Source organism: Micromonospora sp. NPDC049047 (genome assembly GCF_040649135.1).
Classification (GTDB): domain Bacteria; phylum Actinomycetota; class Actinomycetes; order Mycobacteriales; family Micromonosporaceae; genus Micromonospora.
Genome location: NZ_JBEZEY010000027.1, coordinates 1 through 13595, shown reverse-complemented (window position 1 = coordinate 13595; position 13595 = coordinate 1). Strand labels below are relative to the sequence as shown.

At 70.3% G+C, this 13595-nt stretch carries 14 protein-coding genes; 6 read left to right on the top strand and 8 right to left on the bottom strand.

Features of this window, described 5'->3' with window-relative positions; translation table 11 throughout:
• Window positions 1-141 precede the first annotated feature (141 nt).
• The 6 genes from arc to prcA all read left to right on the top strand — a co-directional run bounded on the left by arc (window position 142) and on the right by prcA (window position 6431).
• On the top strand, window positions 142-1926 hold the full coding sequence (arc, locus tag AB0B86_RS29300; protein ID WP_357406398.1) for a proteasome ATPase: 1785 nt from the start codon (window positions 142-144) through the stop codon (window positions 1924-1926).
• A gap of 339 nt (window positions 1927-2265) precedes the next feature.
• Window positions 2266-3783 carry a depupylase/deamidase Dop gene (dop, locus tag AB0B86_RS29295; protein WP_357406400.1) on the top strand — a complete coding sequence of 506 codons (1518 nt, stop codon included), beginning with the start codon at window positions 2266-2268 and terminating at the stop codon, window positions 3781-3783.
• A gap of 104 nt (window positions 3784-3887) precedes the next feature.
• Entirely contained in the window at window positions 3888-4103 is a 216-nt protein-coding gene (locus AB0B86_RS29290) for a ubiquitin-like protein Pup (RefSeq protein ID WP_030332902.1), read from the top strand.
• Window positions 4104-4109: 6 nt separating this feature from the next.
• The gene (locus AB0B86_RS29285; protein WP_357406402.1) at window positions 4110-4781 is read left to right on the top strand and encodes an endonuclease VII domain-containing protein; all 672 of its coding nucleotides are present in this window, start codon (window positions 4110-4112) and stop codon (window positions 4779-4781) included.
• The gene (prcB, locus tag AB0B86_RS29280; RefSeq protein ID WP_357406404.1) at window positions 4700-5539 is read left to right on the top strand and encodes a proteasome subunit beta; all 840 of its coding nucleotides are present in this window, start codon (window positions 4700-4702) and stop codon (window positions 5537-5539) included. The genes AB0B86_RS29285 and prcB overlap by 82 nt, the downstream gene beginning before the upstream one ends.
• 61 nt (window positions 5540-5600) lie before the next feature.
• A complete protein-coding gene (gene prcA, locus AB0B86_RS29275; RefSeq protein ID WP_357406406.1) occupies window positions 5601-6431 on the top strand; it encodes a proteasome subunit alpha in 831 nt (276 codons plus the stop codon).
• A 60-nt stretch (window positions 6432-6491) separates the two neighbouring features.
• Here the strand turns inward: prcA and AB0B86_RS29270 are convergent, their stop codons facing one another.
• The 8 genes from AB0B86_RS29270 to rfbD all read right to left on the bottom strand — a co-directional run bounded on the left by AB0B86_RS29270 (window position 6492) and on the right by rfbD (window position 13504).
• A complete protein-coding gene (locus AB0B86_RS29270; RefSeq protein ID WP_357406408.1) occupies window positions 6492-7268 on the bottom strand; it encodes a sulfite exporter TauE/SafE family protein in 777 nt (258 codons plus the stop codon).
• 69 nt (window positions 7269-7337) lie between these two features.
• Entirely contained in the window at window positions 7338-7925 is a 588-nt protein-coding gene (locus tag AB0B86_RS29265) for a rhodanese-like domain-containing protein (protein WP_357406409.1), read from the bottom strand.
• A gap of 38 nt (window positions 7926-7963) precedes the next feature.
• Complete coding sequence (locus AB0B86_RS29260; RefSeq protein ID WP_357420222.1) at window positions 7964-9349, bottom strand: MBL fold metallo-hydrolase; 1386 nt, start codon at window positions 9347-9349, stop codon at window positions 7964-7966.
• A gap of 339 nt (window positions 9350-9688) precedes the next feature.
• A complete protein-coding gene (locus tag AB0B86_RS29255; protein WP_357406413.1) occupies window positions 9689-9958 on the bottom strand; it encodes a metal-sensitive transcriptional regulator in 270 nt (89 codons plus the stop codon).
• 289 nt (window positions 9959-10247) lie between these two features.
• Window positions 10248-11558 (bottom strand): polysaccharide biosynthesis protein, encoded by a 1311-nt coding sequence (locus tag AB0B86_RS29250; RefSeq protein WP_357406415.1) that lies wholly within the window; start codon window positions 11556-11558, stop codon window positions 10248-10250.
• Window positions 11555-12256, bottom strand: coding sequence for a glycosyltransferase family 2 protein (locus AB0B86_RS29245; RefSeq protein ID WP_357406417.1), 702 nt, complete (start codon window positions 12254-12256; stop codon window positions 11555-11557). Before AB0B86_RS29245 ends, AB0B86_RS29250 begins: the two co-directional genes overlap by 4 nt.
• A complete protein-coding gene (locus AB0B86_RS29240; protein WP_357406419.1) occupies window positions 12249-12620 on the bottom strand; it encodes a DUF2304 domain-containing protein in 372 nt (123 codons plus the stop codon). Before AB0B86_RS29240 ends, AB0B86_RS29245 begins: the two co-directional genes overlap by 8 nt.
• A complete protein-coding gene (rfbD, locus tag AB0B86_RS29235) occupies window positions 12617-13504 on the bottom strand; it encodes a dTDP-4-dehydrorhamnose reductase (protein WP_357406421.1) in 888 nt (295 codons plus the stop codon). The genes AB0B86_RS29240 and rfbD overlap by 4 nt, the downstream gene beginning before the upstream one ends.
• Window positions 13505-13595 lie beyond the last annotated feature (91 nt).

Sequence of the window (13595 nt, the reverse complement as noted above, 5' to 3'; positions counted from 1 at the left end):
CGGTACCCGAACGCCGGTAACCGCCCGTCAGGCCACCCTTGGCGATCAAGGTTCGGTGACGAGGGTGTTGCGTGGGACCGAATCGGCCTCATAGCGGCTAGTGTTAGGGCAGAACGTTCAAGCCCCCCGGGGAGGTGGGACGTGGCAGCACGCAGCGACGACGCGGACTCGCGCGCCGCACGGTGGGAGAAGGAAGCCCACGATCTCTCCACGCAGGTCGCGTTCCTTCAGGAGGAACTCGCTCTGGTGCGGCGCAAGTTGACCGAAAGCCCCCGACACGTCCGGCAGCTCGAAGAGCGGCTGGCGGCCACCCAGGCACAGTTGGCGCGGCTGACCGAGAACAACGACCGGCTGGTGAGCACCCTCAAGGAGGCTCGCACGCAGATCGTGACGCTCAAGGAGGAGATCGACCGGCTGGCGCAACCGCCGAGCGGGTACGGCGTCTTCCTGGCCAAGCACGAGGACGGCTCGGTGGACGTCTTCACCGGCGGTCGCAAGCTACGGGTCGCGGTCTCACCCGCACTTGACGTGGGTGACCTGCGCCGTGGCCAGGAGGTCCTGCTCAACGACGCGCTCAACATCGTCGACGCGTTCGGCTATGAGCGGGTCGGCGAGGTCGTGATGCTCAAGGAGATCCTGGAAGGGCCCGGCGGCGGGCCGGGTGACCGGGCGCTCGTGGTCTCGCACTCCGACGAGGAGCGCATCGTGCACCTCGCGGAGACCCTCATCGGCTCCGCGATCCGGGCCGGCGACTCACTCATGATCGAGCCCCGCTCGGCGTACGCGTACGAGCGGATCCCGAAGAGCGAGGTCGAGGAGCTGGTCCTGGAGGAGGTGCCCGACGTCGACTACGGCGACATCGGTGGCCTCCAGTCGCAGATCGAGCAGATCCGCGACGCGGTGGAGTTGCCCTTCCTGCACGCGGACCTGTTCCGTGAGCACCAGCTCCGGCCGCCCAAGGGCATCCTGCTCTACGGGCCGCCCGGCTGCGGTAAGACCCTCATCGCCAAGGCCGTGGCCAACTCGCTGGCCAAGAAGATCGCCGAACGGCAGGGCAAGGAGAAGCACACCAGCTTCTTCCTCAACATCAAGGGTCCTGAGCTGCTCAACAAGTACGTCGGCGAGACCGAGCGGCACATCCGGTTGATCTTCCAGCGGGCCCGGGAGAAGGCCGGTGAGGGCACCCCGGTGATCGTGTTCTTCGACGAGATGGACTCGATCTTCCGGACCCGTGGCTCCGGTGTCTCCTCCGATGTGGAGAACACCATCGTCCCGCAGCTGCTCAGCGAGATCGACGGCGTGGAGGGGCTGGAGAACGTCATCGTCATCGGCGCCTCCAACCGGGAAGACATGATCGACCCGGCGATTCTGCGCCCCGGTCGGCTCGACGTGAAAATCAAGATCGAGCGACCGGACGCCGAAGCGGCGAAGGACATCTTCTCCAAGTACATCCTCTCCGGGCTGCCCCTGCACCCGGACGACCTGGCCGAGCACGGGGCCGACCCCCAGGCCACCGTCGCGGCGATGATCGACGCCGTGGTGCTGAGGATGTACTCCGAAACCGAGGAGAACCGCTTCCTCGAAGTCACCTACGCCAACGGTGACAAGGAAGTCCTCTACTTCAAGGACTTCAACTCCGGCGCGATGATCCAGAACATCGTCGACCGGAGCAAGAAGATGGCCATCAAGGAGTTCCTCACCTCGGGCCGTAAGGGGCTGCGCCTGCAGCACCTGCTCGACGCCTGCGTCGACGAGTTCCGCGAGAACGAGGATCTTCCCAACACCACAAACCCCGACGACTGGGCCCGCATCTCCGGCAAGAAGGGCGAGCGGATCGTCTACATCCGCACGCTCGTCTCCGGTGGCAAGGGCACCGAGGCCGGCCGGTCCATCGAGACCGCGAGCAACACCGGCCAGTACCTCTGACCGCCAGCGGCGGCACCGGACTCGTCCGGTGCCGCCGCCGCGTGCGTCCCACCGCTACTGTTTCCACGATCCCGTCGGCGCCCCGCGGCTCCGGCGTCGTCGTCACCCGTACGGCGACTCCCCACAATTGACCAAGGCGCTCAGCAGGCCATCGACGCAACCCACAGGATGGACCGGCGCGGTCAGCCGGCTGGGCGCGGTGCCCCGGGGGCCGGCCACGGCACGTCAGCCGCGCCGCGCCGACCGGCAGGGCCGCGCAGTAGGCCACCGCGCAGACTAGTCTCGATGGTGTGAGCGGCGGGTACGCCGGCTGCAGGGGCGAGCGAAGCGAGTGGTCGCATGACGGTACGTCGGATCATGGGCACCGAAGTCGAGTACGGCATCTCCGTGCCCGGGCAGGCCGGAGCCAACCCGATGGTCACCTCATCACAGGTGGTCAACGCCTACGGGGCACGCCCCGAGCTCAACCGGGGTGGTCGGGCCCGCTGGGATTACGAAGAAGAGTCGCCGCTGCGCGACGCCCGCGGTTTCACCTACTCCGGGGCCGCCTACGACCCGGCCGAGGCGTTGGCTGACGAGGACCTCGGCCTCGCCAACGTGATACTCACAAACGGCGCACGGCTCTACGTCGACCACGCCCACCCCGAATACTCCACCCCGGAGGTCACCACCCCCAGAGACGTGGTGCGCTGGGACAAGGCCGGTGAACGGGTGATGGCCGAGGCGTCGCGCCGGGCCGCCACCATCCCGGGCAGCCAGCCGATCCACCTCTACAAGAACAACACCGACAACAAGGGTGCCAGCTACGGCGCGCACGAAAACTACCTGATGCGCCGGCAGACCCCGTTCGCCGACATCGTGGCGTACCTGACGCCGTTCTTCGTCACCCGTCAGATCGTCTGCGGCGCGGGCCGGGTCGGCATCGGCCAGGACGGCGGGCAGAGCGGCTTCCAGATCTCCCAGCGCGCCGACTTCTTCGAGGTCGAGGTGGGCCTGGAGACCACCCTCAAGCGACCCATCATCAACACCCGCGACGAGCCGCACGCCGATGCCGACAAATACCGCCGGCTGCATGTGATCATCGGCGACGCCAACCTCTCCGAGATCTCCACCTACCTCAAGGTCGGCACCACCGCGCTGATCCTCAACATGATCGAGGAGAAGGCGCTCGGCGCCGACCTCGGCATCGCGGACCCGGTCAGCGAGCTGCGCGCGGTCAGTCACGATCCCGGCCTGACGCACCGGATGCGACTGCGCGACGGTCGCCGGCTGACCGCACTCGACCTGCAGTGGGCGTACCTGGAACGGGCCCGGTCCTTTGTCGACGACCGCTACGGCACCGACGCCGACGAGCAGACCGTCGATGTGCTCGACCGTTGGGAGAGCGTGCTGGACCGGCTCGGCCGCGATCCGATGCTCTGCGCCGACGAGCTGGACTGGGTGGCGAAACTGCGGCTGCTGGAGGGTTACCGGGAGCGGGAGAAGCTGGGCTGGGGCTCGCACAAGCTGCAACTTGTCGACCTGCAGTATTCCGACGTCCGGCCGGAGAAGGGCCTCTACCACCGCCTGGTCACCCGAAAGGCGATGAAGACGCTGCTCACCGACGACGAGACGCGCACCGCGATGACCGAGCCGCCGGAGGACACCCGGGCCTACTTCCGGGGTCGCTGCCTGGCCCAGTACGCGTCCGAGGTCGTCGCCGCGAGTTGGGACTCGGTGATCTTCGACGTGGGCCGGGAGTCGCTCGTCCGGGTGCCGATGATGGAGCCGGAGCGCGGCACGCGTGCGCACGTCGGAGCACTGTTCGACCGCTGTGCCAGCGCGAAGGATCTGCTGGAGACGTTGACCGGCGGCTGAACGTACGTCCTTATGCCCGTCGCGTGCCGTAAGCCGGCGCGCGGCGGGCTTTTCGTCGCCCGCGCGAGGTAAGTTCATCGCAGACGATCGTGGAGGAGGCAGCAGTGGCCACTCATGACAGCGGCGGCCAGTCGCAGTCCGGCAAGTCCCGTCAGGGCGAGGAAATCGAGGACGTCACCACCGAGGCCAACCCCGAGGTGGCCGAGCGGCACGCCGAGATCACCGAGGACGTCGACGACCTCCTCGACGAGATCGACTCCGTCCTCGAAGAAAACGCAGAGGAGTTCGTGAGGGGTTATGTACAGAAAGGGGGTCAATAGGGGCATATGTCCGATTTGATCGACCCTCTGGGTAAGGCATGCCCGCAGTGCAAGAGGGTGCTGGCCCGCAGCGACTTCCACCGTGATCGGCGCCGGGTGGACGGCCTCGCCTTCTACTGCAAGGCGTGCGCCAATGGTCGGTCTGAGGCGAGCCGGCGCAAGCGGGGCATGGCGCCGCAGAAGAAGTCGCCGACGCCGGTAGGCGACGGTTTCAAGTGGTGTCCGGACTGCGAGCAAATCAAGTCGTTGGACGAGTTCCCCACCACCACGACCAAGGCCAGTGGTCGGCACAGCTACTGCAAGCCCTGCCACAACGCACGCGGCAAAGAGACGGCGCAGCGGCTCTACGGCGGGACTCGCGAGTACCACCTGCAGCGGCGGTACGGCGTGGGGGAGAAGGAGTTTCAGGAGCTCCTGGCCGAGCAGGGCGGGGTGTGCGCGATCTGTGGCGGTGCCGACCCGCAACATCTGGACCACGATCATCGCACCGGATGGGTGCGCGGGATACTCTGCTTCAACTGCAACGGTGGTCTTGGCCAGTTCCGTGACAGTCCCATGAGGCTGGCCAGGGCGATCACGTATCTGAGAGGAACCACGTGGCAGCGGGCTTTGATCCATCCGGGCGTCTACCAGATGTGTTCACCAACGCGGGGACGTCCTCCTTCACGACGTTCCTGAGTCGGGTGGCCCCCGAGATGCTGCCCGGCCGGCGGCCGTTGCCGCCGGGCATGGCAGCCGACCTGGCGCCGCACGCGACCACCATCGTGGCCATCTCGGCCGCCGGTGGCGTCGTGATGGCCGGCGACCGTCGGGCCACCATGGGCAACCTGATCGCCCAGCGCGACATCGAGAAGGTGCACCCGGCCGACGCGTACTCCCTGGTGGGGATCGCCGGCACGGCGGGCATCGGGATCGAGCTGATGCGACTGTTCCAGGTGGAGCTGGAGCACTACGAGAAGATCGAGGGCGCGATGCTCTCGCTCGACGGCAAGGCCAACCGGTTGGCGTCGATGATCCGCGGCAACCTCGGTGCGGCGATGCAGGGCCTGGCCGTGGTGCCGCTGTTCGCCGGTTTCGACCTGGCCGCAGGAGATCCGGCGCGGGCCGGTCGGATCTTCAGCTTCGACGTGACAGGTGGTCCGTACGAGGAGACCGGCTACGACGCCATCGGCTCCGGCTCGCTCTTCGCGAAGTCGGCGCTGAAGAAGCGGTTCCGGGCCGGCCTGTCCGTCGACGACGCCACCCGCCTCGCGGTCGAGGCGCTCTACGACGCGGCGGACGACGACACCGCGACCGGCGGACCGGATCTGACCCGTCGGATCTATCCGGTGGTGATGACCGCCACCGCCGAGGGCACCCGCCGGTTGACCGACGCCGAGACGGCGGCGATCGCCGAGGGCGTGGTCGCCGGTCGGATGGAGAACCCGGGCGGTTGAGCCCCGTCCACCCCCACCAGTCAGCTGTCGTCAGCACCGCGCCGTAAGGAGAACCGCCGCCGTGGCCATGCAGTTCTACGCCTCGCCCGAACAGATCATGCGCGACCGCTCCGAGTTGGCCCGCAAGGGCATCGCTCGGGGTCGCAGCGCCGTGGTCCTCAGCTATACCGGCGGGGTGCTCTTCGTCGCGGAGAACCTCTCCAGCGCCCTGCACAAGGTCAGCGAGATCTACGACCGGATCGGGTTCGCCGCGGTCGGTCGGTACAACGAGTTCGAGAATCTGCGCCGGGCCGGTGTGCGGATGGCCGACCTGAACGGGCTCAGCTACGACCGGCGTGATGTCACCGGACGGGCCCTGGCCAACGTGTTCGCGCAGACGCTCGGTGCGATCTTCACCGAGCAGTCGAAGCCGTTCGAGGTGGAGATCTGCGTGGCGGAGGTCGGGGCGACCGCGGACGACGACGAGTTGTACCGGCTGACGTACGACGGCTCGGTCAACGACGAGCCGGGGCGGATGGCGATGGGTGGCCAGGCCGAGGCGATCACCGGTGTGCTGAAGTCGCAGCACCGCGCGGACATGTCCCTCGGTGAGGCGGCCCGGGTGGCGGTGCAGGCGTTGAGCAGCGTCGGTGGTGAGGGTGGCGCGGCGCGCACGATCGCGGCCAACCAGCTCGAGGTGGCGGTGCTGGACCGTCAGCGGGTGGGTCGTACGTTCCGCCGGATCACGGGCGCGGCGCTGACGGCGCTGCTGGACGGTGATGTCGCGGCGGCCGAGCAGCCGGCCGAGGCGGGTGGGCCGGACACGCCGGCGCAGCCGACCACGGAGGCGCACAAGCCGACGACGTCGGCGGGCTCCGCCGACCTGGAGGACAAGCCGGCCGACGGCAAGTAGCATCCGCCTCGCCGGCTGCCGTGGGGTGGCCGGCGGTGGCGGCCGTCACCGCACGGCTGGTCAGGCCGCGGCGGGGTTGACGATCGCCTGGATGCCGACGAATGCGGCGACGGCGAAGACGAGCCAGGCGAAGGCGCGTTGCAGTCGGTGGGTGGGTAGCCGGGTGGCGATCCGGCCGGCGGCCAGTGAGCCGGTGACGGCGGCGGCGGTGAAGGCGGCGGCGATGCCGTAGTCGATGGTGGCGTCGCCGGCGTGGGCGGCGAACCCGGCTGCGGAGTTGATGACGATGATGGCCAGTGACGTGGCGACGGCGGCCGGCATGCGCAGGCCCAGCAGCAGGACCAGGGCGGGGATGATGAGGAAGCCGCCGCCGACGCCGAACAGGCCGGTGAGAAAGCCGACGCTGAGCCCGGCGGCGACGGATTTGGGCAGGCAACCACGCCAGTTGACGCCGCCGTCGGGCAGGGCGCAGTCACCGCCGGTGTCGTCGGTGTCCCGCAACATCCGTAGACCGGCGATGACCATGAGGACGGCGAAGCCGGCGAGGACGACCCGAGGGTCGAGGAGCCGGTTGACGGCGGCGCCGGCGAAGGTAGCGGCCGCGCCGGTGCCGCCGATGATGGCGGCGAGCCGCCATCGGACGAGGCCGGCTCGCAGCCGGGGGAGCAGGGCGGTCGCGGACGAGATGCCGACCACGAGCAGCGAGATGGGCACGGCGGCGGCGAGGGTGAGGCTGGCGCCGTAGACGAGGGCGGGTACGGCCAGGATGGAGCCGCCCCCACCGAGCAGGCCGAGCAGGACGCCGATGAGGGCACCGAACCCGACTGCGGCGATCATGTGTCACCCCCTCCCGGCCGGCCTGCGCCGACCGGCCGGGAGCGTGTGCCGTAGCGACAGGGCATCGCGCTACCGCTGGTCCGTGGTGAGGGCGCCGACGATCTGCTCGACACTGGTGCGGGGACCGCGGTTGTAGGGCAGTTTGGCCAGCATCATGCCCATGGCGCAGGTGTTGGTGAGCGCGGCGACGGTGAGGCCGGCGCCGACGAACGCGGCGGCCCACTTGACCGGTTCGATCAGGGTGCTGACGAGTACGGCGACCAGGACGATGCTGCCGGCGACGAGGCGGACCTGCCGCTCGAGGTCCCAGCGGGGCCTGCCGGTGGTGATCGGAGCGCGCGCGGCCTGCCAGGCGGTGATGCCGCCGGTGAGCACTCGCACGTTCGGCAGGCCGGCGCCGGCGAGGGCCTGCTCGGCCTGGGCGGCGCGTTGCCCGGAGCGGCAGACGAGCACGATCCGCTCGTCGAGGTGGGCGCGCAGTTCGTCGCGGTGCTCGCGCAGCAGGTCCAGGGGCACGTTGTACGAGCCCGGGATGTGCGCGCCCTCGAACTCGGCGGGGGTGCGCACGTCGATCAGCCGGGGCGCCTGGTCGGTGCCGAGCAGGTCGTGCAGCGCGGAGACGTCGACGCTGGCCGGGGTGCTGGTGGGTGTGGTCATGTGGTGTGGGTGCTCCTGTTCGGTGGTGCGGGGACGTTTCAGTTACCGGGAACGATGGGCAGGCCGGCGTCGGTGTAGGCGTCGTCGAGGTGCACGACCTGGCGACCGGCGCGTTGCAGCAGGCTGCTGGCGGCGGCGGCCCGGTAGCCGGAGCCGCAGTGCACCCACACCGTGCCGGTCGGCACGTCGGTGAGGCGGTGCGGCAGGTCGGGCAGGGGGATGTGGACCGCGCCGTCGATGTGCCCGGTACGCCACTCGTTGGTCATCCGGACGTCGAGCACCACGTCGGCGGCGGGCAGGGCGTGTGGCGGGGTGCCCGCGCGGGCTGCGGCGAGGTCGGCGAAGGTCGCCGTGGTGAGGGCGGTCAGCCGGGTGTCGTCACCGGCGGCCCACTGCTCGGGGCTGCCGGTGGCCGCGGCGGCGGGCCGGTCGATGCCGATGCGGGCCAGTTCCCGCTGCGCGTCGGCGACCTGCTGCGCGCTGTCGCCGAGCAGGGTGATCGGGGTGCCCCACGGGGCCATCCAGCCCAGCCAGGTCGACATCGGGCCGTCGAGGCCGAAGCTCAGGGTGCCGGTGAGGTGCCGGTGCGCGAATGCCTTGCGCGAGCGCAGGTCGACCACCCACTCCCCGTCGGCGATCCGCTGAGCCAACGCGGCCGGGTCGGCGACGGCGACCGGGGTGAGGTCGATCAGGTCGGCGCCGGCGGTGTTACGGGCGCCCATGTGCGCGTAGTAGGCCGGGTAGGCGTCCAACCCGGCGAGGGTCTGCTGGACGAAGTCGTCGGCCTCCAAACGCAGCGCCGGGTTGGCGGTGCGTTCCCGGCCGATCGTCGACTCGGGGGCGTCGGACTGTGTGGCCGAGCAGAAGCTGCCGAAGCCGTGGGTGGGCCACACCTCGGTGCCGTCGGGCAGGAGGTCGGCGAGGCGGTGCACGGAGGCGTACTGGTGTTCGGCGAGGGTGTGGGCGTGCTGCTTGCCCAGCAGGTCGGTGCGGCCGGTGGTGCCGAACAGCAGGGAGCCACCGGTGAACACGCCGACCGGGCCGTGCTCGCTGTCGAGGACGTAGGACAGGTGGTGGAAGGTGTGCCCGGGGGTGGCTACGACCCGCAGCCGCATCCGCGTCGACACGGTGATCGCGTCACCGTCGGTGACCGGGCTCCGCTCGAAGTCGACAGTGTCGTCGGCTGCGACCAGGTACGTCGCGCCGGTGAGCCGGGCGAGGGCGAGCCCTCCGGAGACGTAGTCGTTGTGCAGGTGGGTTTCGGCGACGTGGGTGATGCGTACGCCGAGACTGCCGGCCAGCGCCAGGAATCGGTCGATGTCCCGTTGTGGGTCGACGACGATAGCCACCTCGCCGTCGTGGGCAAGATAGCTGCGGTCGCCCAGGGACGAGGTCTGTACGACCTCCACACTCACGTCAGTCACTGCTCAGTCTCCTCGTTCGGTTGCGGTGGTAGGTAGGCGGTCGGCTGTTGGCCCGAGCCCGGTCTCGGGAGACCGGCAAGCCGGCACCCGTGCCTGTCCGAGGTGGTGGGCGCATGGCGGCCAGCCGCCGCGGTGGCACACCGTCACCAGAACGGGCGTACGGGCGGCGGCTGTGTCGGTCGTACGTTCCCGCCGGCGGCGAGATGGCGGGGCGTTGCGCCCCACCTCGCCGTGCCGGTGCGGCTCTTTCACCCCGCCGGTGCGGTCCGCTGGCGGATACCCGGGGGACCGGGAATGCACGGGGCAGTCACCCCGGCGCGGGCGATGATCTCCGGTAGGTCAGGAGAGGGCCAGGAACAGCTTCTCGAGCTCTTCCTCGCTCATCGGCGGCTCCTCGCCGCGCCCACGAGCCGCCTGGCACTCTCGTAGGCCGGTTGCGATGATCTTGAAGCCCGCGCGGTCGACGGCGCTGGACACGGCGGCCAACTGGGTGAGGACCTGCTTGCAGTCGTCACCGTTCTCGATCATGGCGATCACGGCCCCGAGCTGCCCCTGCGCGCGCTTCAGTCGGGTCAGCGCGTCCTTCAGCATGATCGGACTCATCTCCACGTGTGCCCACCGCCCTCGTCAGATACCCCCGGGGGTATGTCGCTCGCTGATGGGACCAACATACCCCCGGGGGTATCCGTTCCCCAGTCTGATGCGGTGCTCTGCGTCACTATCGGAAGGCTGCGCGACCGCCCGGCGCACACGGGAGCCCGGCAGCTCCCCGGGCAGGCGTGGCCACGGGAGACGAAACCGCGCGATGGGAGTGCTCAGCCGGTGCGGGCGACGTCCAGAAACGTACGGCTCGCCGCCGTAGGTGGGCGTGACCACGGTGCGCCGGAGCGCGCCGGGGTCACGCCCCTGCGGCGACTCCCGGCGTCACGGCCTCGCGGCTCGACGACGGGTCGAGGGCCGAGCCTGCGGTGCGGGTGCCGCGTAGCAGGGCGGCCATGGTGGCGGCGACCACCACGGAGCCGATGGCGTAGCCGAGCTCGACCCGCAGTGCGGTCGCGACCGGGGCGAGGGTAGCGACCACCAGCGCGGCAACACCGACGGCCCAGGCGACGGCCTGTGCCCGGTGCCGGTCGAGCGCAAGCAGCGCCTGGCCGAGGACCATGGCCCAGAGGTAGGCGAGGGTGGCTGCCGCCAGCCAGGCGAAGTCGCCGTGGCCCAGGACGTCGGGCGCGTCGAACAGGGTCTGCACCAGCCACGGGCCGAGCAGGACGGCGAGCACGGCGCCGGTGAGGCCGAGCGCGGTGACGACGCCCAGGGCCCGGCGCAGCAGGCCGTTGAAGGCGGCGCGGTCGCCGGTGGTGGCGGAGGTGGCCAGGCCCGGGAGCAGGGACGCCTGCAGCGACGCGAAGACGAACAGCGGGATCCGGACCAGCACCAGCGCGGAGAGCAGGGCGCCGGCGGTGGCCACGTCGGACGGGTCCAGCACCTTGACGTTGATCACGCCGATGTTGACGACGACCTGGGACAGCAGGCTGGACGTGATGAGCAGGCCGAGGCCGCGCAGGAACGAGGCCCAGGCGACGGGCACGCCGCCGCCGATGGCCCGCAGGACCGGTGGGGCGGTGACCGCCACGCCGATCAGCGGCGCGACGATCAGGACCGCGCCGAACCAGACGGGGGAGGTGACGCCGGTCAGGCCGAGCAGGGCGACGAGGGCGATGCGCAGGCCGCCGTCGACGCCGAGCTGGGTGCCGTACCAGGGGAACAGTTGCAGACCGGAGAGCACGCCGCGGGTGGTGTGCGCGACGGCGAGCGCCGCGAGCGACCCGATGAGGACGGCGACCATGGTGTCGTCACCGGCGAAGAACCGGTCGGCGAGCGGACCTCGGAGGGCGATGATCAGCGCGACGATGGCGACGAGCAGACCGAGGGCCAGGACGGCCCCCCGGGCCAGCACGGGCCCGGGGGTGTCGCCCTGACTGTGCCGGCCGGCGACGAGGCGGGCGACCTCCTGCTCGACCGGCATGAACAGACCGATGCCGAGCGTGAAGACGATCGTCCAGAGCACGGACAGGGAGCCGTAGTCCGCGACGGTGAGGCTGTGCCCGGCGACCGCCAGGTGGACGTACGAGGCGAGCCCCAGCAGGGCCAGGCCGGCGCCGACGGCGACGGTGCCCGGTGGGACCAGGCTCAGGAGCCGGCGGATCACCGGCGAATGAGCGCCAACGTGAGGACGGCGAAGGCGCGGCCGAGGTAGATCATGGCCTTGGCGGGGGAGTGGCTGGGGGTGCCGGCCATCCGCTTGCGCATCGCCACGGGCACCTGGCGGATGGTGTAGCCGCGTCGGGCGGTGTGCACGAGCGTCTCCACGGTGTCGCCCAGGTATTCCACCGGGTACCAGGTGGCGAACATGTCGATCACCCGACGGTTGGCGGCCCGGAACCCGGAGGTGGTGTCGGTGAGCTTGGTGTGGGCGACGCGCGACAGCACACCGGAGAGCATGACCATGGCCCAGCGGCGGGGGCCGCGGACGTTGTAGTCACCCTCGCCGGCGAACCGGGCGCCGATCACCAGGTCGGTCTCGTCGAGCAGGTCGACGAGCTTCGGCACGTACCGGGGGTCGTGCTGGCCGTCCGCGTCGATCTGGATGGCGACGTCGTAGTCGTGGTCGCGGGCGTACCGGTAGCCCACCCGCATGGCGCCGCCGACGCCGAGGTTGTACGGCAGCTTGGCCACCCGGGCACCGGCCGCGGCGGCCACCGCGGCGGTGCGGTCGGTGGAGCCGTCGTCGATGACGATCACGTCGACGCCGGGCAGTTCGCCGCGGACCTCGCCGACCACGTCGGCGATCGAGCCGGACTCGTTGAGCGCCGGAATGATGATCAGGACCCGCTTGCCGTTAACCATCGTGGGACACCAGTTCGTCTCGGGCCGCCCGCTCCGCGTCGATCTCGGTACGGAGCAGGGCGAAGTCTTCGGCCAGGGTGCGGGTCTCTTCCTCCAGGTGGCTGACCTCCCAGCTGAGGTGCACGCAGACCAGCAGCAGGAAGATGATGCCGAGGAAGAGCACGAGGCTGACGCCGGAGGCGACGCCGAGCAGCTCGGCGACGTTGTCCAGCAGGCGTGGGAAGAGCGACAGGGGGATGACGATCACCAGGACGCCGAGCCAGAGCATGCCGTACTTCTCGCGCAGCTGCCGGCGGCGCAGCAGCTCGACGATGGTGGCCAGCAATATCAGGCCGGTCAAGCCGGTGACGAGGGTGAGCTTCATGCGACCTTCCACGGAGCGGGCGGAGCGGGGGAGTCGAATGCGTCGACGAGGGTGGCGTGCCAGTCGGGGAGCGACGGCAGGCCTGCGGCCGCCCAGCGGCTGTGTGCTAGCACACTGTACGCCGGTCGGGGAGCAGGACGAGGATACCGGTCGCTGGTGGTGGGTCGGATCCGGTCAGGGTCCAGACCGGCGAGCGTGAACGCCGCGCGGGCGAGCCCGTACCAGGTGGTCTGGCCGGCGCAGGTGCTGTGGTAGACGCCGGGGGCGGCCTGGCCGTCGAGGGCGGCGTCGGCCAGCGTGACGAGGTGTTCCGCGAGCCGGTAGGACCAGGTGGGCTGGCCGTGCTGGTCGTCGACCACGTCGATGTACTCCCGCTGGGTGGCGAGCCGGAGCATGGTGGCCACGAAGTTCGGACCGTGCGCGCCGTAGAGCCAGGCGGTGCGGACCACGTACCCGGTGTCGGGCAGCAGTCGGGCGACCGCCTGCTCGCCGACGAGCTTGCCCCGGCCGTAGGCGTTCACCGGTGCGGTGGGGGCGTCCTCCGGGTAGGGGGTCTGTGCGTCGCCGGCGAGCACGTAGTCGGTGGACAACTGGATGAGCCGGGCGCCGGTGGTGGCGCACGCCGACGCGAGGTTCGCCACGCCGTGGCCGTTGACGGCGGTGGCCGCCGCCTCGTCGGCCTCCGCGCCGTCGACATTTGTCCACGCCGCCGTGTTGATCACGATGTCGTGCTCGGCGACGGCCGCGCGTACCGCGGTGGGGTCGGTGATGTCCAGGTCGGCGCGGCCGGCGGCGGTCACCTTGAGGTCGGGCCGGGCGTTCAGCACGGTGACCAGGTCCCGGCCGAGCATCCCGCCGGCTCCGGTGACGAGTAGTCGGGTCATGCGGTGGGTGTGGTCTTGAGGGGTTCCCACCAGGTGCGGTTGTCGCGGTACCAGGTGACGGTGTCGGCGAGGCCCGCATCGAGGGTGATGC

Bases quoted from the DNA above. Each gene is read 5' to 3' on its own strand.
- dop (WP_357406400.1), top strand. From the start codon at position 2,266: ATGACGGTACGTCGGATCATGGGCACCGAAGTCGAGTACGGCATCTCC.
- AB0B86_RS29285 (WP_357406402.1), top strand. From the start codon at position 4,110: ATGTCCGATTTGATCGACCCTCTGGGTAAGGCATGCCCGCAGTGCAAG.
- AB0B86_RS29270 (WP_357406408.1), bottom strand. From the start codon at position 7,268: ATGATCGCCGCAGTCGGGTTCGGTGCCCTCATCGGCGTCCTGCTCGGC.
- AB0B86_RS29265 (WP_357406409.1), bottom strand. From the start codon at position 7,925: ATGACCACACCCACCAGCACCCCGGCCAGCGTCGACGTCTCCGCGCTG.
- AB0B86_RS29245 (WP_357406417.1), bottom strand. From the start codon at position 12,256: ATGGTTAACGGCAAGCGGGTCCTGATCATCATTCCGGCGCTCAACGAG.
- AB0B86_RS29240 (WP_357406419.1), bottom strand. From the start codon at position 12,620: ATGAAGCTCACCCTCGTCACCGGCTTGACCGGCCTGATATTGCTGGCC.
- rfbD (WP_357406421.1), bottom strand. From the start codon at position 13,504: ATGACCCGACTACTCGTCACCGGAGCCGGCGGGATGCTCGGCCGGGAC.